The organism is Bradyrhizobium sp. 956_D2_N1_4 (genome assembly GCF_052076025.1).
Taxonomy (GTDB): Bacteria; Pseudomonadota; Alphaproteobacteria; order Rhizobiales; family Xanthobacteraceae; genus Bradyrhizobium; species Bradyrhizobium barranii.
In genome coordinates this window covers 5,389,738-5,409,933 of the sequence record NZ_CP197237.1, presented here as the reverse complement: position 1 = coordinate 5,409,933, position 20,196 = coordinate 5,389,738, and the positions used below count along the sequence as shown (strand labels likewise).

The window sequence follows — 20,196 nt, the reverse complement described above, 5'->3', positions numbered from 1 at the left end:
TGCCACAGAGGGCTCAATTGAGCGCAGGTTGAGCTCGGGTATCCAAAGGGGCCGGACGATGATACGAACGCTCAGGGCGCTCGGACGAGTCCTAGAGTTCGCCCGCTACGATCCCGCGACTGCTTTCGTCCGGCGGAAGCCTCGATCACAAGCCATGTCGGATTGGCTTCGCAATCAGGCTCGCACCGTCGCGCTGAACGCGCGCTGCACTCCGAGGGGCGCTGTCCACGTGGACGCTAACATCCGCCGGTGGGCTCTCGGTCGAGGCTGTGGAGGGGTTGTCGATTGCCCCCTTGATCTGCATGTCGGCCCCCTGGCCTGCGATCGTTCAAAGGAATGCCGATTTCTGCCCGTATACGAGGGCGGGCGACGACGATGGGTTGCAGATCGAGTTCAAGCCGGTTGAAAGGAAGACCACCTCTCACCATGGAGTCGATAACTGACCTTTCTCGGAACGGCTGAGGCGCACCTGGGGGCCTGCGGCGAGAGTGCGGTGCTCGTTCCACGAGGATTCGCTCGAGCGGAACTCTCGGCTCACATTCGTGTTGTTTCTCGAGCGCATCTTCGTCTCCAGCTACGCGTCGAGCGGCGCCCGCCGTAGCGAGGAACGTCGGACAATCGCTCCAAATTGCTGCTACAATGAACAAGGATCCGCGTCCGCCGTATCCGGTAAGACCAAGGGACGGCTGGCATTTCTCGGGCGATGGAGTACGAGTTCTCCAGGCTGGAGAGAGGCTGCGCGTGTGGCGCGCGAAGAGCTTGATCATTCGACTTCAAGTCGACGCCCACCGGAGTCTGACAGATGGTGCAGCAGTCGCTGAACGTCGCCTACTCGGAAGGTAGCTCTCAGGTGTTGTGGGAGGACGGCGAGCGCGTGTTCAGCCGTGGCTGGCGACTGGACGACAATGGCGACCGGCTCGCCGTGCTGCTTGTTGCCCCTGCCGCCGACCACCCGTCCCGGACAAGCCTCGATCGCCTCACGCACGAATACGAGCTCAAAGATGAGCTCGACGGGGCATGGGCAGCGCGTCCGCTGGCCCTCGTGCGCGACGCCGGTCGGACCGTGCTGGTGCTCGATGATCTGGGCAGCGAGCCGCTCGTTAGGCTGCTCGGCTCACCGCTAGAGATGGAACGCTTTTTGACGCTTGCGATCGGCATCGCGGCGGCTCTCGGCAAGGTCCACCAACGCGGCCTCGTCCACAAAGACATCAAGCCAGCCAACATTGTGGTGGACTGCGCGGATGGACACGTGCGGCTCACCGGGTTCGGCATCGCATCGCGCCTATCCCGCGAGCGGCAGGCTTCCGAGCCGCCCGAGACCATCGCCGGCACGCTTGCCTACATGGCGCCCGAACAAACCGGCCGGATGAACCGCTCGATCGACTCCCGCAGCGATCTCTACGCCCTCGGCGTCACGCTGTATCAGATGCTCACGGGCGTTCTGCCCTTCACGGCGGCCGATCCCATGGAGTGGGTGCACTGCCATATCGCCAGAAAGCCGGTGCCGCCAGGGGAGCGGTTAGAGACTGTCCCAGCGCCCGTCTCGACGATCATCATGAAACTGCTCGCCAAGACACCCGAGGATCGTTACCAGACCGCCGGCGGTGTCGAGCGCGATCTGAGACGCTGCCTGGCGGAATGGGAAGTCCGCCGCCGCATCGATGACTTCCCGCTCGGCCTTCAGGACACGCCGAACCAGCTGCGGATCCCCGAAAAGCTGTACGGACGAGATCGTGAGATCGCGACGTTGCTTTCCTGCTTCGATCGCATCATCAAGACCGGTGTGCCAGAGTTGGTGCTGGTCTCAGGATATTCCGGTATAGGCAAGTCCTCAGTCGTCGACGAACTGCACAAGGCGCTGGTGCAACCACGCGGCCTTTTCGCATCCGGCAAGTTCGACCAGTACAAGCGCGATATCCCTTACGCGACACTGGTGCAGGCTCTTCAAAGTCTCGTCCGGCCTCTCCTCAGCAAGAACGACACCGAGTTGGCCAGCTGGCGCCACTCGCTTCTGGAGGCGCTGGGACCGAACGGGCGCCTCATGATCGACCTCATACCCGAACTCAAGCTAATCATCGGAGACCACCCACCGGTTCCTGAGTTGCCGCCACAGCAGGCACAAAGCCGTTTTCAACTCGTATTTCGGCGCTTCATTGGCGCATTTGCCCGACCGAACCATCCACTGACGCTCTTCCTCGACGACCTGCAGTGGCTCGACGCGGCGACCCTCGATCTGCTTGAGGATCTGCTGAGGCGTTCAGATTTGCGGCACCTCATGCTGATCGGTGCCTATCGCGACAACGAAGTCGCTGCGGCCCATCCGCTAATGAGAAAGCTCGACGCCATCAAGGCCGCCGGCGGAAAGGTCGCGGAGATCAAACTGTCGCCGCTCGCCCAAGAAGACCTTGGGCAGTTGGTTGCGGACGCTCTTCGCTGCGAATTGGAGCGCGCTGCACCGATTGCGAAGCTGGTGCAGGTGAAGACAGGCGGCAATCCGCTTTTCGCCATTCAGTTCCTGTCTTCGCTCGTCGAGGAAGGATTAGTCACATTCGATCATGATGGCGCGCGCTGGTCCTGGGACATCGACCGCATTCACGCCAAGGACTACACCGACAACGTCGCTGATCTTATGGTCGGCAAGCTCACCCGTCTGCCGGCCGAGACGCAAAATGCATTGCAGCAGCTGGCTTGTCTTGGAAACATTGCCGAGAGCACAGCACTTTCGATGGCCCTCGGGATTTCGGAGGAGCAGCTCGATACGACTCTGTGGCCGGCCCGCCATCAGGAGCTGGTCGAGCGTGTGGCAGGCGCCTACCGGTTCGTCCACGATCGCGTTCAGGAGGCCGCCTATGGGCTGATCCCGGAGGAACTGCGCGGCGAGGCGCACCTTCGAATAGGAAGACTGCTCGCGGCGCATACGCCTCCCGAAAAGCTGGAGAAGGCGATCTTCGATATCGTCAATCAGCTCAATCGTGGGGCGAGCCTAATGACCTCCATGCAGGAGCGCGAACAGCTCGCCGCGCTCAATCTGCTCGCAGGCGAGCGCGCCAAAGCCTCAACTGCGTACGTCTCGGCGCTGAACTATCTGCTCTCCGCCGCTGCACTGCTGCCGGCGGACTCTTGGGAGCGCAAGCGCGACCTGATCTTTGAGCTGGAGCTGCATCGGGCCGAATGTGAGTTCCTCACTGGTGCATTGGCGGAAGCCGAGCGGCGCCTGGCGGTGCTGTCGGCCCGTGCTGCAACGACGGTCGAACGAGCCCGCGTCACGTGCCTGCAGGTGGATCTTTACACGACGCTGGATCAGGGCAGCCGCGCGATCGCTGTCGGTCTCGACTATCTCCGCCACCTGGGCATCGACTGGTCGCCGCACCCGACGGAAGAAGAGGTTCGGCGCGAGTATGAGCGGATCTGGTCCCAACTCGGCTCCCGCACGATAGAGAGCCTCATTGATCTGCCTTTGATGAGCAATGCCGCATCGCTCGCGACCCTCGATGTCCTGACGAAGCTCGGGCCGCCTGCCCACTATACTGATGCGAACGTACGCTCGATGGTCATCTGTCGAGCAGTCAATCTCAGCCTCGAGGGCGGCAATTGTGACGGCTCGTGCTACGCCTATGCAGTGCTTGGCAGGCTTGCCGGACCGGAATTCGGCGACTACGAGGCGGGACTTCGATTCGGCCGTCTCGGCTATGAACTGGTCGAACAGCGCGGGCTAAAGCGCTTCCAGGCCAGGACCTATTTGAACTCTGGATATTTACTCATGTTCTGGACGAGACATGTCCGGGAAGGTCGTGATCTGCTGCGGCGTGCGTTTGAGACGGCAAACCAGATCGGTGATCTCACTTTTGCGGCGTACTACTACACCCACCTGAACACGTATCTTCTCGCGGCGGGCGATCCGCTCGATAACGTGCAAGTCGAGGTCGAGCATGGTCTCGCGTACGCGCGGAACATGCGGTTCGGTTTTGCGATTGACTCCATCGCCGGCCAGCTTGGGCTGATTCGGACACTCCGCGGCTTGACGCCGATTTTCGGTTGCTTTGACGATGGACAGTTTGACGAACTCCTACTGGAGTTCCGTTTCTGCAGGAACCAGGATCTGGCGTTGGCCGCGGGCTCCTATTGGACCCGCAAGCTGCAGGCACGTTTCTTTGCCGGCGACTATATAAGTGCCCTCGAGGCCTCATTGAGGGCGCAACAGCTGCAGCCGACATCGGCGTCTTTTTTCGAATGCGCAGAATACCACTTCTACAGTGCGCTCTCCAGAGCAGCGTCCTGCGAGTCCGCTGCGGCCGGCCAATGGCCGGAGCATGTCAGCGCAATGGCCGCGCACCACCGACAGCTCGAGGTCTGGGCGACGGCTTGCCCGGAGCACTTCGAGAACCGCGCTGCGTTGGTTGGCGCGGAGATTGCCCGGATTGATGGCCGCGCGTTCGATGCCATGAACCTTTACGAACAGGCCATCCTTTCGGCACAGGCAAACGGCTTTATCCACAACGAGGCGCTCGCCAAAGAGCTGGCCGCACGCTTTTATACCGCGTGCGGCTTCGAGCAAATCGCGCACTTATATCTACGAAACGCCCGGGACTGCTACTTGCGCTGGGGCGCACACGGAAAGGTAAGACAACTCGATCGGCTCAATCCTTGGCTGAGACAGGAGCAGCGCGCGCGGATGCCCCGCCTGCGCCATGCCAGCTTGCGGCTTTATCCGGGTTCGACGGGCGCGATCGAAGCACCAGTCGAATATCTCGACCTCGAGACGATGCTCAAGATATCGCAAGCGCTATCGGGCGAGATGGTTCTGGATAAGCTCATCGACAAACTCATGCGCGCGGCTCTCGAGCACGCTGGTGCTGTGCGAGGTCTCCTGATTGCGCCGCGAGGTGATGAGCTGCAGATACAGGCGGAAGCGACCGCTAGCCGAGAGAACGTAACTGTGCATCTGCGGGAAGGTCGCCCGACTGCAGCCGCGCTGCCGGAGTCGCTCGTTCGTTATGGAATACGGACTCAGGAAATCGTGATTCTCGACGATGCGTCATCTCACAATCCATTTTCTGCCGATCCTTACATCGCTGAGAGTCATCTCCGTTCTATTCTCTGTTTGCCGTTAATCAACCAGGGAAAGCTTACAGGCATTCTCTACCTGGAGAACAATCTGACACCCGGAGTCTTTACGCCTGATCGCGTCGCTGTATTGAGGGTGCTTGCGTCGCAGGCGGCGATCTCGCTCGAAAATTCGCGGCTTTATCGCGACGTCGCAGATCGCGAAGGGAAGATTCGGCGTTTGGTCGACGCCAACATCATCGGGATATTCATCTCGGACCGCGAAGGTCGGATTATTGAAGCCAATGACGCGTTTCTACGGATCTTAGGATATGACCGTGAGGACTTGGTTTCGGGCCGCGTGCGTTGGACCGAGCTGTCCCCGCCCGAATGGCGCGAGCGCGACGTACTGACTCAGGCAGAACTGAACTCAACCGGCGTGGTTCAGTCCTTCGAGAAGGAGTATTTTCGGAAAGATGGCAGCCGCGTTCCAGTGCTTGTGGGCGCGGCGCTATTCGAGGAAGGAGGCGACCGCCTTGCGTTCGTCCTCGATCTGACCGAGCGCAAGCGAGCCGAGGACCGGCTGCGCCGCAGCGAAGCCTGGTTAAGCCAAGCACAGAGGCTAAGCCGTAGCGGAAATTGGGTCTATAGCGCGACAACGAAGCAATTTATTTATTGGTCCGACGAGAGCTACAGAATCTGGGGGTTTGATCCGCTGCAGGGCCTTCCAAGCCGTGAGGATATGCGGCAACGCATCCACCCAGACGACCGAGACCGAGTGAGGGAAACGGTTCAAGAAGCAGTGCGTCAGAAAGCGGATTTCACAACCGAGTTCCGAATCTTACTTCCTGATGGAACAGTCAAATACCTTGAAGGAACCAGCCATCACCTGTTTTCTTCCGAGAGCGCGCTGTTGGAGGCTATGAATTCGACCGTCGATGTGACGGAACGCAAGCGTACCGAGCAAGCCTTGCGAGAGAGCGAGCGAAGTTTGCGCTCGGCGATTGACGGGATACCGGGCCTTGTTGCGGTCTTGGCCCCGAATGGCGACCTCGAAGCTGTAAATCGTCAAATCTTTGAATATTGCGGCCAGTCACTGGAAGAGCTGAGGAACTGGGGTACAAACGGAACGATACATCCCGATGATCTTCCCCATCTCGCTGAAGTCCTTGCAAAATCGATCGCCGCCGGCGTTCCCTATGGGACCGAAGCACGCGTGAGGCGCTTCGACGGCGAATTTCGTTGGTTTGAGATCCGCGGCACTCCGGTCCGGGATGCCTCCGATCGCATTGTTCGCTGGTATTCTCTGCTGACTGACACCGAAGATCGCACACAAGCGTTGGCGCGCTTGCAACAGATGCAATCGGATTTCGCCCACATGAACCGCGTGAGCATGATGGGAGAATTGGCAGCCTCGCTGTCTCACGAAATTCTGCATCCGATCGCGACTGCACGCAACAATGCTCGTGCGGGGATGCGCTTTTTGGAAATGAATCCGCCTAACCTGGGTGAGGTCAGGGAAGCGCTCAGTTGTGTTGTCAGGGACGCGGACCGGGCCAGGGACATCGTCGGACGGATGCGTGATCACATCAAGAAAGCGCCACCGCGAAAGGAACGCTTTGATCTCAATGCGGCGCTGAGCGAAGTGCTCGTATTGGCGCAAAGCGTGATCCACAAGAATGGCGTTTCGGTCCAGACCTGGCTTGCGGATGGATTGCTTCCGGTTCTGGGGGATCGCATTCAGCTGCAACAAGTCTTACTGAATCTGATTATCAACGCGGCTGAAGCAATGAGCTCGGTTGAAGAGGGAGCAAGGGAGCTGTTGATCAGAACCGAGCAGGATCAGGCAGGCGCCCTCGTAGCTGTACGCGATTCAGGGCCCGGCATTGATGCGCAGCATCTCGATCGAGTGTTCGACGCCTTTTACACCACAAAGTCGAGTGGGACAGGGATGGGGTTGTCGATATGCCGGTCTATCATCTACGCTCATGGGGGCAACTTGTGGGCTGAAGCGAACGAACCTCGCGGCGCGGTATTTCAGTTCACCTTGCCGGCGGACAACGACCCATGAATTGTCTTCATTCGGCGTGCCCGGCTGCAGAGCCGAACGCAGGCATCGTTCGAGACAGTCGTCGTCCACCGGCTTGCTGAGGTAGCAAACGACCCGTCCTTTAGAGCCTGATCCCGGATGACTCATCCCGGTAGGCGGTAACGAGGATCGTCGGGATCGCGTACCCTGCATCGACCAAATGCCTGTGCAGTTCGACACCGGTCATTCCGGGCATGTGAACGTCGGCGACCAGACAGGCGGTATCAGACAAGTGACGCGATCTTAGGAAATAGGCGCGGCAGCCACACAAGGTGCCGAGAATTGTCATTATCACGACGGCCTCGCATACCGGATCGCAATACACACCTGCATTCATACGAGGGCTTGCCGATCTCGGCCGCGTCGAAGGTCACAACATTGCCATTGAGTGGCGATGGGGCCGTGGCTCAACGGAACAGTTCCCCCGATACGCGGCCGGAGTCGTGGGTTTGAACGTGGAAGTCATCGTGGCCGGGAACACCCCAGCGGGCTTGGCCGCCACGAGCGCAACCAAGACAATTCCCATTGTCATTGCGACGATGGAGGATCCGGTGCAACAAGGATTCGCCACGCGCCTCGCTCACCCGGGAGGCAGCTTCACGGGGCTCAACCTCCAGACGCCGGCTTGCCGCGCACAGGCCCGCCTTTCGTATCAAAATTGCCTGTAACGTAGGGCCGCTTGTTCCTTTGCGGGTACGCGAACCAAGCAAAGCTTCCGGATCTTCGCGCCAATTGAGATGCGCGCCAGTGTCAATGGGACTATAGTGCGTTTGGGGCGCGAGTGGCGCAAACGTGCGCCCTCACGAGCAAGAGGAGACGATGATGCCTAAGTTCGTGATCGAGCGTGAGTTCGCCGGTGCCGGAAAGTGGCCAAAGCAGGAGCTGCAAGCGATCTCACAGAAGGCCTGTGGTGTCCTGCAGAACATGGGGCCGGAGATCCAGTGGGTTCAGAGTTTCGTTACCGACGACAAAATTTATTGCGTCTATATCGCGACAGACGAAGCCGCGGTGCGCGCGCATTCACAACTGGGCGGCTTTCCGGCTAACAGCATCGCGCGCGTGCGCGCGATGATCGACCCGACGACAGCCGAGGGCGATACGGTGCTCGAGGAAACGGATAATTCATGAGTGGGCCATCTACGCTCATAGGGGCAAGTTGTCGGAGGAAGCGAACGAACCTCGCGGCGCCGCATTTCAGTTCACCTTGCCCGTGGACAACGGTTCATGAATTGTCTTCAATCGGTGTACCCGACTGCAGGGCCGAACGCAGGCATCGTTCAAGATGGTCGTCGTCCACCGGCTTGCCGAGGTAGCAAACAATCCCATCCTTTAGAGCCCGATCCCTGACGACCTCATCGGGATAGGCGGTAACGAGGATCGTCGGGATCGCGTACCCCGCATCGGCCAAATGCCTGTGCAGCTCGATTCCGGTCATTCCCGGCATGTGAACGTCGGCTATCAAGCAGGTGGTTTCCGGCAAAAAGCGTGACGCCAGGAAATCGGCTGCTGACGGAAACGCCTCGACAGTGTAGCCCATTAACACTACGAGCTTTCGCACTGACTCACGATAGAGCTGATCATCGTCGACGATGGATATCAGTGTTCGGTTCAACATTGCCGGTTCCAGGCACCTTCTGGGGGCATACCTCGCGCCTGCATGCAATTTCTAGTGTCCGGAAACGTCCCCGATAATGCAATGACCACGTCCGTAAGCGATGGCTTAGGCGTCCGGCTATCCGCTTAGGCAAAAGATGCCTGTTCACCTCGACCGATTGTGCGTAGAATGACGTGGGAATAGAGGAAAATGCGTTCAGGATGCCGAGAATGGGTGAGGCTAATCCCAGTGTCTTGGTTATCGATGACGATGCCGAGTTTCGCGATTCGGTCGTGCGGCTGTTGCGGACGGTCGGCTTGCAAGCCCGACAATTTTCATCTGTTCCCGATTATCTCAAGGCCGATCCCCCGGAGGGGCCCACTTGTCTGGTCCTCGACGTGAGGATGCCGGGGCGAAGCGGTCTTGAGCTTCAGCGCGACCTTGCGGCTGCAAACAGGCAAGTGCCAATCATCTTCATCACAGCCCATGCTGACGTGCCGATGACCGTTCAGGCTATGAAGGGCGGCGCGATAGAATTTCTCACAAAACCGTTCCGTGATCAGGATCTTCTTGACGCTATAGAGGCCGGCCTCGCTCGCGACCGCGCCCGTCGGGAGAGTGATAGTGCAGTAGCTGCGCTCAGGGAGCGTTTCGACACGCTCAGCTCCCGCGAGCGTGAGATCATGCTCCATGTCGTGGCGGGTCGCCTGAACAAACAGATTGCCAACGATATCGGCATCGCCGAGTCCACGGTGAAGGTGCATCGGACCCACCTGATGCGGAAGATGAAGGCGCGTTCGCTTCCTGAGCTCAGCCGGATGGCGGACATCCTCAATGTGAAGCTTCAGCAGCCGCAGACCTCCTGAACCGGAAAGGGCCTTCCGCGCGAGGGCAACCGCCGTTTGTCGCATTTGCGGCACCGCGGATCTGCTCCCTTAAGTGTTCATCCGGCAAGCCGATTCAGATCGCAGGTCCGCGTGCTCGGTCCTAAGCGATCGCTTAGCATAGACAACCACAAGCGAACCTTACCCGACCCTGTGCGCAATCGACTGCGGTGATCCAAGCCGTCACATTGCACCTCACGAGAGTTCTCGACGGAAAGCCGCTCTTCCCAGGCACGCGAGGTCACAATGCGCGCATTTATCGGACGCTTTGCGCGTCCCGAACCGGGTGACGTAATTCACGCCGCTCAACGTTCGGATACGGACAAAGCAGTCTTTTCTCCGCCAACCAAAGTGTCATTCGGACCGTTTCGCCTGCTTCCGACGCAACTTCTTTTGCTGGAAGGCGAGAAGCCCGTGCCACTCGGAAGTCGTGCCCTGGAGATCCTGACTGCTTTGCTTGAGCCCCGCGGCGAAATGTTCAGCGAGCAGGACTCAATGGCTCGAGTTTGGCCCAATGTCTTTGTCGAGTCTGCCAAGCTCAAGGTCCATATGTCCGCGCAGGGTGACGGCCGCGACGGGCGTTGGCTCATCGTCAACATCCCCGAACTCGCGGCATCTTGACGGAGAACAATCCATGGAGCTTCATCAAGTTCGCTACTTCCTCGCCGTCGCGTCCACGCTCAACTTCACGCGGGCAGCCGAGCAGTGCAATGTCACGCAGCCCGCCCTGACCAAGGGAGTGCAGAAGCTCGAGCAGGAACTCGGCGGCCAGTTGATCTACCGCGAGCGGCAGCTGACCCAACTCACCGATCTTGGAAAAGAAGTCCTTCCGATGCTGGAGCGCACACTGGCCTCGGCAGAGACGGTGCGTCGCAGAGCCCAGGAGTTCCAACGCAAGGAGGTCGCGCCACTGAAGATCGGCCTCGCCCCGTCCATCTCGGCGTCGCTCGTCCTCGATCCGATCGCGGAGATCGCAAAGCTCGTCCCGGGACTTCACGTCGAGCTGCGAGAGGGCGCGGCGGAGAAGCTCGTCGATCTCTTGCTTGAGGGCGAGATCAACGTCGCAATGGTCGGGGACGTGCAGGATGTGCCCGCCCGCATCGACGACTGGTCGCTGTTCGAGGAGCGCTACGTCGCGGTCCTCGCGCCGACACACCGGCTCGCAAATCGTCCCTCGATCGGTATCGACGACCTGCGTGAGACCGTCTTGCTGGAGCGCGCCGACTGCGACGTCGCCCCGAAGATCTGGCAATCGTATTTCCCCGGGAATCCGCCCCAGCTCGGCCACTGCAGCGGTCACGACTTGCACCTGCAGCACATGGCCGCCGCTGGCTTCGGCGTGATACTCGCGCCCGAGCACATGCCGCGCCTTCCGACGCTCAAGACCATACCGCTCGAAGGTGACCCGGTTTTGCGGGAGGTGCGGCTACTGGCCGTGCAAGGGCGTCGCTACTCGCCGGCGCTAGATGCCTTCGTCAAAGTCGCGCGGCTTCGCGACTGGTCGGTCGTCGCTCGGACGGTGGTAAATCGTGGAGCGTGTCCAGCATCCGAGGAGATGCATGCGGCGCATGAGTTCACAGCGGCTATTTCAAAAGTCAGCGCATAAAGTGAACAATGCTGTCGCTCTCGCGCGACCTCGGGACCGCTATAGAGAATACCTGGAATATGTCGGGCGTTCAATGAAACGGGGCTCGTGATCGAGGAGGTCGCTCGACAGCAGCGACACCGAGGGTCGAAAGCTACCTGTCGGCACAACGCAGGGCGACTGTCGCGAACCTGTGTGGAGTGACCAGGAACGAAGTGGATGACGATGGTACGGCCCGAGCGATCTTCCCAGCCGTCCCTGACCTCCACAGCCGGAAACTGAAGCACCGCCCTCGAACTCGCGGTCGACGCGCGACACTAAACCGCTTCCATGGCGCCGGGCGAGTGGCATGGAAACGATAACGACCGGGCATTTCTAATGGTTGGCGTGCTGGCGTACCCTTACTGCTCATCTAATGGGCTGGCCCGTGACGGAGTGCTTGCCGGCACAGTATCGCGTAATCGCCCTCTTGGGTGGATGCGCTTTCCACGTCGCAAGGACCAGCTCGAGTAACCAAGTAGAGGAGTCTCCGATGTCGTTTCGCTTCATCACCAAATCCATCCACGCCTACCTGATCGACTATCCTGTCGCGATCGTCTTGATCGCAGCGCCGTTCGTGCTGAAGCTCGGCCAAAGCGGACCTGTCGCAATCGAGCTTTCGGTTGTCGTCGGTGTGGCCGCGCTGCTCTTGGCGGCCCTGACTAACCATCCCACCGGGCTCGTCCGCATCATTCCCTACTGGCTGCACCTTTGGGTCGATCGCGCTGTCGGGGTGGTCTTTGTCATCGCACCGTTTGCCTTCAAATTCGCTGGGCTCGACGCCTGGTACTACTGGGTGCTCGCTGCGGCTGTCCTGCTCACGACGTCAGTCTTGAATGCGCCTGAGGAGCCAGTCGCGATGCGTCCGGAATTGGGTAGACGCGCAGCTGGCTGAAAGCTGCGATGGCGTCGTCGAGATGTCGCCGATGTTCGTCTGCAGCCGTCCGTCACGAACCCGCGCGCTTGGGGCTGGGGCCGGGATCATTCTTGATAGCGCCAATGGTGGAGGGCTAATACGGCGCAAGCCCTCGCCGGATCGGGCGGCTGATATTCAAGAGGTCTAAGATGAACGCGTTTGCTCAGCCGCGGGACCGAGGTGCAGTGGTCGGGTCAGGCTTCGATTATTCGGCGCTGGCTCCCGCGGCGGCGGCCATTTGCTACCCTTTTCTACTCCGCGCCTTTCATGTCGTCGTCGGCACGCAGGCCGCAATGCCTTCGCCTCTCGCAATTGTCGCCGCGACTTTGATCCTGGCCGTGGCGTTTGGCGTGCCGTTTCTCGCGCTCGCGCTCGCTTGCCGTTCCGATGCCGATCCAGGGGCGCGGCGGCTCGCCTATGCCGGCGTAGCGACCCCAACGCTTTTCGTTTTTCTTGGCGTCGCTCAGGCCCTGATTCATGACCCCGTCCCCGACGAACTCGTGTGGGCCGTACTTTGGCTCGCAATCGCGATCTGGTCACAGACCGCCGGTAATCCGGTCGCTGCGACGCGGCCGATCGTGGGGCGCTGGCGCATTGTCCACGGAACGACGGCGGCGGTCTTGTTTCTATATGTGGCCTTCCATCTAGCCAATCACTTGTTTGGGTTGATCGGCCCCGATGCGCATGCGGCCGTCATGAAAGTCGGCCGCGTTGTCTACCGCTCTGACGTGGGCGAACCGCTGTTGGTCGCGGCCATGCTTTTCCAGGTCGGCACCGGCCTGTTTCTGGCATGGCGTTGGAGTGCCGCCCCGCAGGGCTTCCATCGGACATTTCAGGTTGGCTCGGGGGCCTACCTCTCGCTGTACATCCTCGGGCACATGAACTCGGTTTTCATCTACGCTCGTAGCTTTCTCGGTATACCGACCGATTGGAACTTCGCGATCGGAGCCCCGACCGGGCTCATTCATGACGCATGGAATATCCGGCTGTTGCCTCATTACGCGCTCGGCGTCTTCTTTGCCCTAAGCCATCTTACGTCGGGATTGCGAGTGGTGCTGCTCGCGCATGGCGTCAATCGACGCGCCGCAACTCGTCTTTGGGGCGCGGGCGTGGCAATAAGCGCCGCTATCTCGGCCGCTATCATCGCTGGTATGTGCGGGGTTCGGATCAGCTAGGCGCGTCTCGCGAGACACTGCGGCGCAGCTTTACTACGTCACCAGAGCCGGTGAGGCCAAGGTCGCTAGGGTGACCTCGGGGAGCGACAATAACGATCGTCTATCGACTCTATGGCGAGAGGTGATTTCCCTCGCCGGCGTTGCAAGGTCACTCTCCAAAAGCATGGTCCGATCAATCTCATGATCAGGAGCCGCGATAGCGTTGCGTCAGTGACGGGCGCTAGTTGAACGATACAAATGCTACGAAAGAAGAAGCGACACTGATGTCCCAGGAAGCCTACGATATCGTCATTGTTGGCGCGGGCGCGGCCGGCTGCGTGGTCGCGAGTTATCTCGCCGAACACACCGATGCGTCGATCGCGCTGATCGAAGCGGGCGACATGGATCGCGATCCGTTCATCCACATTCCGGCCGGCTTCGCCAAACTGCTGGCCCACGACCGGCATGTCTGGAAATACGAGACGGTTCCCCAGCACGGCACAAAGCGCGCATATCGCTCAGGCAAAGTACTCGGCGGCGGATCCTCGATCAATGCGATGTGCTACGTCCGTGGTCAGATACGCGACTTCGCGGCGTGGCAGGACGCGGTCGGCGACACCGGAAAATGGTCATATCAAGACCTGCTTCCCGTCTTCATGGCGCAGGAAGACAACGACACCTTCCACGACGAATATCACGGCATAGATGGTGGACTGGCGGTCCAGTTACCCAAGGGCATCAATAAGCTGAACCAATATTGCCTCAAGGCATTCCAGGAATATGGGGTTCCCTACAATTCCGACTATAACGGCAAGAGCCAAATTGGCGTCTCGCCGGTGCAGTCGACGGTCGGAGATCAGCGCCGCTGCAGCGCGGTCGATGCTTATCTGCGTCCGCACCTTACCTCGGGCCGCGTGACCCTTCTCACCGGCAAGACCGTCGTTCGCATCCTCGTCGAGAACAAGCGCGCTGTCGGCGTTGAATTCATGGACAAGAGCCTGGAGAGGATCACGGCCAACCAAGTTGTGCTGTCGGCTGGCACGGTCCATAGCCCGACGATCCTCATGCACTCTGGTATCGGTCCAGCCGAGCAGCTGCGCCAGCACGGTATCGCGGTGATCGTCAACTCTCCGGAGGTGGGCGAAAATCTCCAGGATCACCCGATGGTACCGGTCCGTGTCTATGTAAAGGGTGATCTCGGCTATCAGGCTGCCGCGCAGGGCCTCGGCAGCGTGAAGGCGGGCCTGCGCTATCTCGTCACGAAGGACGGCCCGGCGTCGGGTAATGGCATCGAGACGGTGACACACTGGAATCCATCTGATTTTGCCGCCGAGCCTACGATCCAATGCTATCACGCTCCGATCGTCTTGAACGAGCAACTCGGCCCGGCGGGCGACCACTCGGGCATCACTTTCGAACTCGTGGTGCTTCAGCCTAAGAGCCGCGGCTGGGTGCGGTTGGCCGACAGTGACCCGACGTCAATGCCCCTCATCAACCCGAATTTCGTTGGCGAAGAGGAAGACCTGAGGGCCGCGGTGGAATCAGTGCGCGCGATCCGCAAGGTCATCGCCCAGGAGTCGTTGGCGCCGGTGATCGAGGAAGAGATGGATCCCGGCCTGCACATCCAGTCGGATGCGGAGATCCGCGAATGGGTGAAGCGCGTCGTGACGACAATGTGGCACCCGGTCGGGACCTGCCGGATGGGCCAGGATGCACGAGCGGTGGTTGACGCGAGGCTCAGGGTCCGCGGCGTCGACGGCCTCCGGGTAATCGATGCCTCGATCATGCCGAACATAACCAGCGGCAATACCAACGCTCCGACCCAGGCGCTTGCGCGCCACGCTGCGACGATGCTGGTCGAGGATCTGAAACGCACCTAAGGAGTTTTGGCGCGGGCAGGCGAGGCCGGCCTCCCGCCCACGCCGGCCGGGAAGCCGCGCGGGAGCTGTATATACTCTTGTCAAAAAGGTAGGCGGGCGGGGTGTTTGATCGTGACCTACTGCCGCTCGTTGAAAGGTTTCCAAGAAGTTCTTGTCTCAGGGGCATCGCCGGCGAACAGGACTGCACTAGCCCTGAAGGAGGGATCACAATGGGTATACGCGAGTAAGCGCCGTGAGAGACCGTCGGGTTACGTCTTGCCCGATTTGGCCCCGGGACCGACCGAAGAGGCGATGCATCGACAGACTACCGGCACCAACACCGGGCCATGAGCGTCCAATGCACATAGAAAGGTTCAGGTACCTGGCTCTTGCAGTCGTACTCGCGATCGGCATCTTTCTGGTCGATACCTTGTCATCACTGCAGTTCGCGGTGGCCTCGCTGTATGTTGTCGTCGTGTTGGTAGCTGCCCAGGATCTCGATCGCGGAGGCGCTGTCATCGTCGGCATAGTCTGCGCACTGCTTACCATCCTCAGCTATATTCTTACGCACGGCTTCGTCCCCAATGGGATCGCAGCGTTGCGATCCAGTGTTAGCCTAATCGCGCTCTTGGTCACGACAATGCTCGTGCTCCATAGACTTTCCGCTAACCAGCGCGTCAAGAAAGCAGAGCGCGAACGTATGAACCTGGCGCGCTTCTTCCCGCCAAGCATCGCTGAACAGCTCATCAAGGCGCGGACCCCTCTTTCGTTTACGCGTTGTCAGCGTGCAGCAGTCCTGTTTGTCGACATCGTCGGGTTCACTGACTTCTCATCCGACAGGCCTCCGGATGTAGTCGTCCAGACGCTGCGACACCACTTGCGTATGTTCAGTGACGTGGTGTTCTCCCATCAGGGTTCGATCGACAAGTTCCTGGGTGATGGGTTGATGGCCGTTTTCGGCCCGCCGTTGACCAGCCTGCGCGACGCCACCAACGCTGCGGAGTGTGCGATCGAGCTCATCAAATCCGTCGATTCTTGGAACCGACGCATTGAGGCAAGAGACCAGTCGCTCCGTATCGCTGTCGGTATCCATTACGGCGAAGTCATCTATGGAGACGTTGGCAATGAAAAGAAATTGGAACTCACCCTGATCGGTGACACCGTGAATGTCGCTAGTCGGGTTGAAGCCCATTGCCGGGTATTGGAGGCTTCGGTGCTCGTCACCGGCGAATTCATGGATGCATTGTCTGCGGAAGGGAGCGCGGAACTCGCGACTGCGTTTCGCGACGAAGGCGCACACATGTTGCGTGGCCGAAGAGATCCGGTCCGTCTTTTCAGTGTTCGCAGGCTGTCGTGCGAGCAGGCCAACTGCGCTTGGCGGTCGCCTCGCCAGCGAAACTCATTGAATCACGGTGGGAATCGGCAAAACCAGGCCGACCTGTCCGGCTGCAGAGCCTTTAGATGTCGTGGGGGGACCGGTGGACCTTGCTTATCGTACAGGAAGCGCGATGCTTAGGGTGTCCATCGTAGAGCGCATAACGCCTACGAGCGGATCGCACCTCGTTCTCAAATATCCTTCCGTACTTCGCCCTCCTTGGCGATCCGCCGATGGTCGCTCGGATCTCGATTGTACGCCTTTCGAAAAGCCCGCACAAAACTCGAACGGCTCTCGTACCCCGCATTAAGAGCCACTGCGTCGATCGACATCGTCGTTGTCGTCAAATCGATCGCGGCCTGGCGCATTCTTAAGTGTCGTAAGACAGCCATCGGGGATTGTCCAAAAATGTCCGAGAAGCGCGCCATGAACGCCGAACGACTCAATCCTGCACTGTGTGCCAAGCTTTGAACTGAATGGGCGGCTCCTGGCCGCGCCACCATATCTGCAAACGCACGAGTGACCTGCCTGTCGGCAAGTATCGAGAACCGTTCAGTCCACCGTCGGGATGACTTGAGCGACCGTCGTACCAACGAGACAACGATCTGCCTGAGCAGAGAAGCTGTCATGGCTCCAACGCCGACCTCTTGCTGTAGCAACTCGTTCATTGCTTCGCGAAGCTTGAGATCAATCCTGTCCGCCGGCTCGAATTGCTCGATGACCGGTTCGCGGAGTTCTCCGAACAGCCTCACAGACTGACCAAAGGATGCGTTAAAAAAGCCGCATATCTGGACGATTTCTGGTTGCTCTTTCGGCACTGCGACGCGGAGGATGCCTTCTTGACGAGTCCAGCAGTCTCTCGAAATGAGCTTCGGAGCGCTACTTCCACCGTCAACCTCGATCATGAGCGGAGTGTTTGGCGGCACGATGATGAGTAAATGAGGGCTCAACGGTATCGTCGGCCCGCCATCAATTGATAGACGTCCCATGCCACTCAAGTTGTAGTGGATCCCGGGTACGTCAATCGTCCCAAATTCGACTCGATGGCCTCGCGGCACCAAAATCTCGGTCATGGCGATGACATCTATGTCGAGCGCCTGCATTAAATTGTTGAGGTCTGTTGTAGACAATTTGACAGTGGCGCCCGCGGGCGGCGAAACGTTCTGCCCGACGAGAGCCTGTTTTGGAATCGATTTCGAATTATGCATGACTGTGGTGGCTCCTGCTAACGGCTACCAGCACCGATAGTGCTCCGAAATCTGTTCTCCGAGGATCGGCGGGGGCGTCGCCATGCCGTTCGTACCACTGAACCTCGCCTCTCGCCATTAGGCGAAATTTGGACTTGCGGAGAACGCGAATGTTCCAATAGCCATTATGTTCCGGGACTTTAGTTCCCGACCGTCATCCCGTGCGCGCTACAACGCGTGCGGGATGACGGGAAGGATTAAGACGACGACTTCAACGAATTCGTATCGATCGGCAGGCTGCGCACACGCTTGCCTGTTGCGGCGAAGATCGCATTGGTCACTGCAGCACTGACAATGGCCGTCGGAGCTTCACCAACGCCACCCGGAGCCTCCGCGTTCTTAATCAAGTGTGTCTCCACCATCGGTACCTCGTCGATACGCATCGGCAGATAGCTGTCAAAATTGCTCTGCTCGACCCGACCATCCTTGAAGGTGATTGACCCATGGAGCGCGGCGGTGAGACCGAAAAGCGTTCCACCCTGAACCTGTGCTTCGATTGTATCTGGATTAACGTACATTCCGCAGTCAATCGCACAGACGATCCGCTTGACTTTGACGGAGCCATCGGCCGCTACTTCGACCTCGGCGACCTGCGACGTGTAACTTCCGTATGCGAATTGTACTGAAATTCCGCGGCCATGCCGCACGGGAAGGGGTGATGCCCACCCCGCCTTTTCCGCCGCAAGCGATAAAACAGCGAGTGCTCGCGGATTGTGGCCAAGCAATCCCTTGCGGTAGGTGACGGGATCCTGCTTCGCGGCGTGAGCGAGCTCATCTATGAAGCTTTCGACCACAAAAACATTGTGAGTCGGTCCGACGCCGCGCCACCAAGACGTCCGGACACCAGGGGGCTCGACCCGGACAAAGTCGACGTGGATATTGGGCAGAGCATAGGGCGGCTCGGCCGCCGCTTCGACGGCATCGGGGTCCAATCCGTCCTTGACGTAAGGGGGATAATAGCGAGCCATGACTGAGGAGCCGGCGATCCGATGCGTCCATGCAACCGGCTTGCCGGCCGCGTCAAGTCCGGCCGACAGCCTATCGAGATAGTACGGCCGATACATATCGTGCTGGATATCTTCCTCGCGGCTCCAGATCACCTTCACCGGGCCATCGACGTGCTTGGCGATCTTGACGGCCAGCACCGTGCCATCGGCCTCCAGCCTTCGGCCGAAGCCACCGCCAATCAGATGATTGTAAATTTTGATTGCGTCCTTTGGCAGGCCGGTGAGTGCGGCCACCAGAGACTGCGTGATCGTAGGCGCCTGCGTCCCGACCCAGATATCGCAGCGATCCTTCCGCAGGTGGACTGTGCAGTTCATCGGCTCCATCGCCGCATGGGCTAGGAAAGGCACCTGATAGATCGCGTCAACTCGTTGCGCCGCGACAGCAAGGGCCTCCTCTGCATCACCATCGTTACGGGCAACCGCCCCTGGTTTCTTGGACTCCTCCTCCAACTGCTTGACGATATCGACGTTGCTGACCTTGCCGTTGGGCCCATCGTCCCACGTGATGGCGGCGGCCTCGAGCCCCTTCTTCGCCGCACCCATGTGATCCGCCACCACGGCAACGGCTTCATCGATGTTGACCACCTGCCGGACGCCCTTCACCGCCAGCGCGGCTTTCTCGTCCACCTTTTTCGCTTTGCCACCGAGCACGGGCGAAATAGCAACCGCTGCAACCTTCATACCCGGCAGTCGCGTATCGATGCCGTAGAGCGCGCGCCCATCGACCTTTATCGATGAATCCACGCGCCTGGCACGCGTACCGATCAAGGTGAAATCCTTCGGATCCTTCAATTTGACGTTTGCCGCCGGCGGCACGGGCAATTTCGCCGCGGCCGTCGCAAGTTCGCCGTAGCTTAGATGCTTTGCGCCTGACGCATCGAAGACGATGCCGTCCTTGGCGCGGCAAGTCGCCGGATCGACATTCCAGCGCTTTGCGGCTGCCCCGATCAGCAGACTGCGACCTACTGCGCCTGCCTGACGCAGCGGTGTCCAGAACGCTCGGACAGAGGCGGAACCACCTGTATTTTGAATGCCTATGATCGAGTTGACGTAAAGCGCGTGATTTGGCGGCGCATGCTGAACCTGAATTTGGTCAAGCGTCACCTCCAGTTCTTCAGCGAGAAGCATCGAGAGCGACGTGTAGACCCCCTGTCCCATCTCGACCATCGGCATGACCAGCGTCACGGCGCCCGTTGGATTGATCCGTATAAATCCATTCGGCGCGAAAGTACCCGTGACCTCGTTTTCGACCACCTGCACCTGCGAAGTGGACGCCGCGAAGACGGAGCTCGTGCTGGCGCCGGTCAGCGGAAAGCCGAGCAGCAAACCTGTGCCCTGAAGGAAGGCGCGCCGTGACACGCCTGTTTCTTCGGCGACCTGCTCCCTCAAAATTGGTCCATTCAT

The 20,196-nt window shown here is 59.7% G+C and carries 13 protein-coding genes; 10 read left to right on the top strand and 3 right to left on the bottom strand.

Annotated features, from left to right (window positions below):
- The first annotated feature begins 802 nt into the window (after window positions 1-802).
- The 3 genes from AB7535_RS25645 (at window position 803) to AB7535_RS25635 (ending at window position 8,260) form a co-directional block, all read left to right on the top strand.
- Window positions 803-7,114, top strand: coding sequence for an AAA family ATPase (locus AB7535_RS25645; protein ID WP_439037100.1), 6,312 nt, complete (start codon window positions 803-805; stop codon window positions 7,112-7,114).
- 290 nt (window positions 7,115-7,404) lie between these two features.
- Entirely contained in the window at window positions 7,405-7,800 is a 396-nt protein-coding gene (locus tag AB7535_RS25640; protein WP_354096377.1) for an ABC transporter substrate binding protein, read from the top strand.
- Between the two features lie 154 nt (window positions 7,801-7,954).
- Window positions 7,955-8,260, top strand: coding sequence for a DUF4242 domain-containing protein (locus AB7535_RS25635; RefSeq protein ID WP_439037099.1), 306 nt, complete (start codon window positions 7,955-7,957; stop codon window positions 8,258-8,260).
- A 94-nt stretch (window positions 8,261-8,354) separates the two neighbouring features.
- On the opposite strand, the gene AB7535_RS25630 is transcribed toward AB7535_RS25635, so the two are convergent.
- Window positions 8,355-8,747 (bottom strand): response regulator transcription factor, encoded by a 393-nt coding sequence (locus tag AB7535_RS25630; protein ID WP_354096375.1) that lies wholly within the window; start codon window positions 8,745-8,747, stop codon window positions 8,355-8,357.
- A 209-nt stretch (window positions 8,748-8,956) separates the two neighbouring features.
- Between AB7535_RS25630 and AB7535_RS25625 the strand changes: the two genes are divergently transcribed.
- The 7 genes from AB7535_RS25625 (at window position 8,957) to AB7535_RS25595 (ending at window position 16,679) form a co-directional block, all read left to right on the top strand.
- On the top strand, window positions 8,957-9,592 hold the full coding sequence (locus tag AB7535_RS25625; RefSeq protein ID WP_439037098.1) for a response regulator transcription factor: 636 nt from the start codon (window positions 8,957-8,959) through the stop codon (window positions 9,590-9,592).
- A gap of 264 nt (window positions 9,593-9,856) precedes the next feature.
- Complete coding sequence (locus tag AB7535_RS25620; protein ID WP_439037097.1) at window positions 9,857-10,231, top strand: winged helix-turn-helix domain-containing protein; 375 nt, start codon at window positions 9,857-9,859, stop codon at window positions 10,229-10,231.
- Between the two features lie 13 nt (window positions 10,232-10,244).
- The gene (locus AB7535_RS25615; RefSeq protein WP_166101014.1) at window positions 10,245-11,216 is read left to right on the top strand and encodes a LysR family transcriptional regulator; all 972 of its coding nucleotides are present in this window, start codon (window positions 10,245-10,247) and stop codon (window positions 11,214-11,216) included.
- A 511-nt stretch (window positions 11,217-11,727) separates the two neighbouring features.
- Complete coding sequence (locus tag AB7535_RS25610) at window positions 11,728-12,129, top strand: SPW repeat domain-containing protein (RefSeq protein ID WP_231142886.1); 402 nt, start codon at window positions 11,728-11,730, stop codon at window positions 12,127-12,129.
- Window positions 12,130-12,299: 170 nt separating this feature from the next.
- Complete coding sequence (locus AB7535_RS25605) at window positions 12,300-13,325, top strand: hypothetical protein (protein ID WP_439037096.1); 1,026 nt, start codon at window positions 12,300-12,302, stop codon at window positions 13,323-13,325.
- Between the two features lie 263 nt (window positions 13,326-13,588).
- Entirely contained in the window at window positions 13,589-15,184 is a 1,596-nt protein-coding gene (locus tag AB7535_RS25600) for a GMC family oxidoreductase (RefSeq protein WP_439037095.1), read from the top strand.
- 337 nt (window positions 15,185-15,521) lie between these two features.
- On the top strand, window positions 15,522-16,679 hold the full coding sequence (locus tag AB7535_RS25595) for an adenylate/guanylate cyclase domain-containing protein (RefSeq protein ID WP_439037094.1): 1,158 nt from the start codon (window positions 15,522-15,524) through the stop codon (window positions 16,677-16,679).
- Window positions 16,680-16,729: 50 nt separating this feature from the next.
- Here the strand turns inward: AB7535_RS25595 and AB7535_RS25590 are convergent, their stop codons facing one another.
- Both AB7535_RS25590 and AB7535_RS25585 read right to left on the bottom strand, forming a co-directional pair.
- Window positions 16,730-17,746, bottom strand: a complete 1,017-nt coding sequence (locus AB7535_RS25590; RefSeq protein WP_283017331.1) for a helix-turn-helix transcriptional regulator — start codon at window positions 17,744-17,746, stop codon at window positions 16,730-16,732.
- 236 nt (window positions 17,747-17,982) lie between these two features.
- Window positions 17,983-20,196, bottom strand: a complete 2,214-nt coding sequence (locus tag AB7535_RS25585; RefSeq protein WP_439037093.1) for a molybdopterin cofactor-binding domain-containing protein — start codon at window positions 20,194-20,196, stop codon at window positions 17,983-17,985.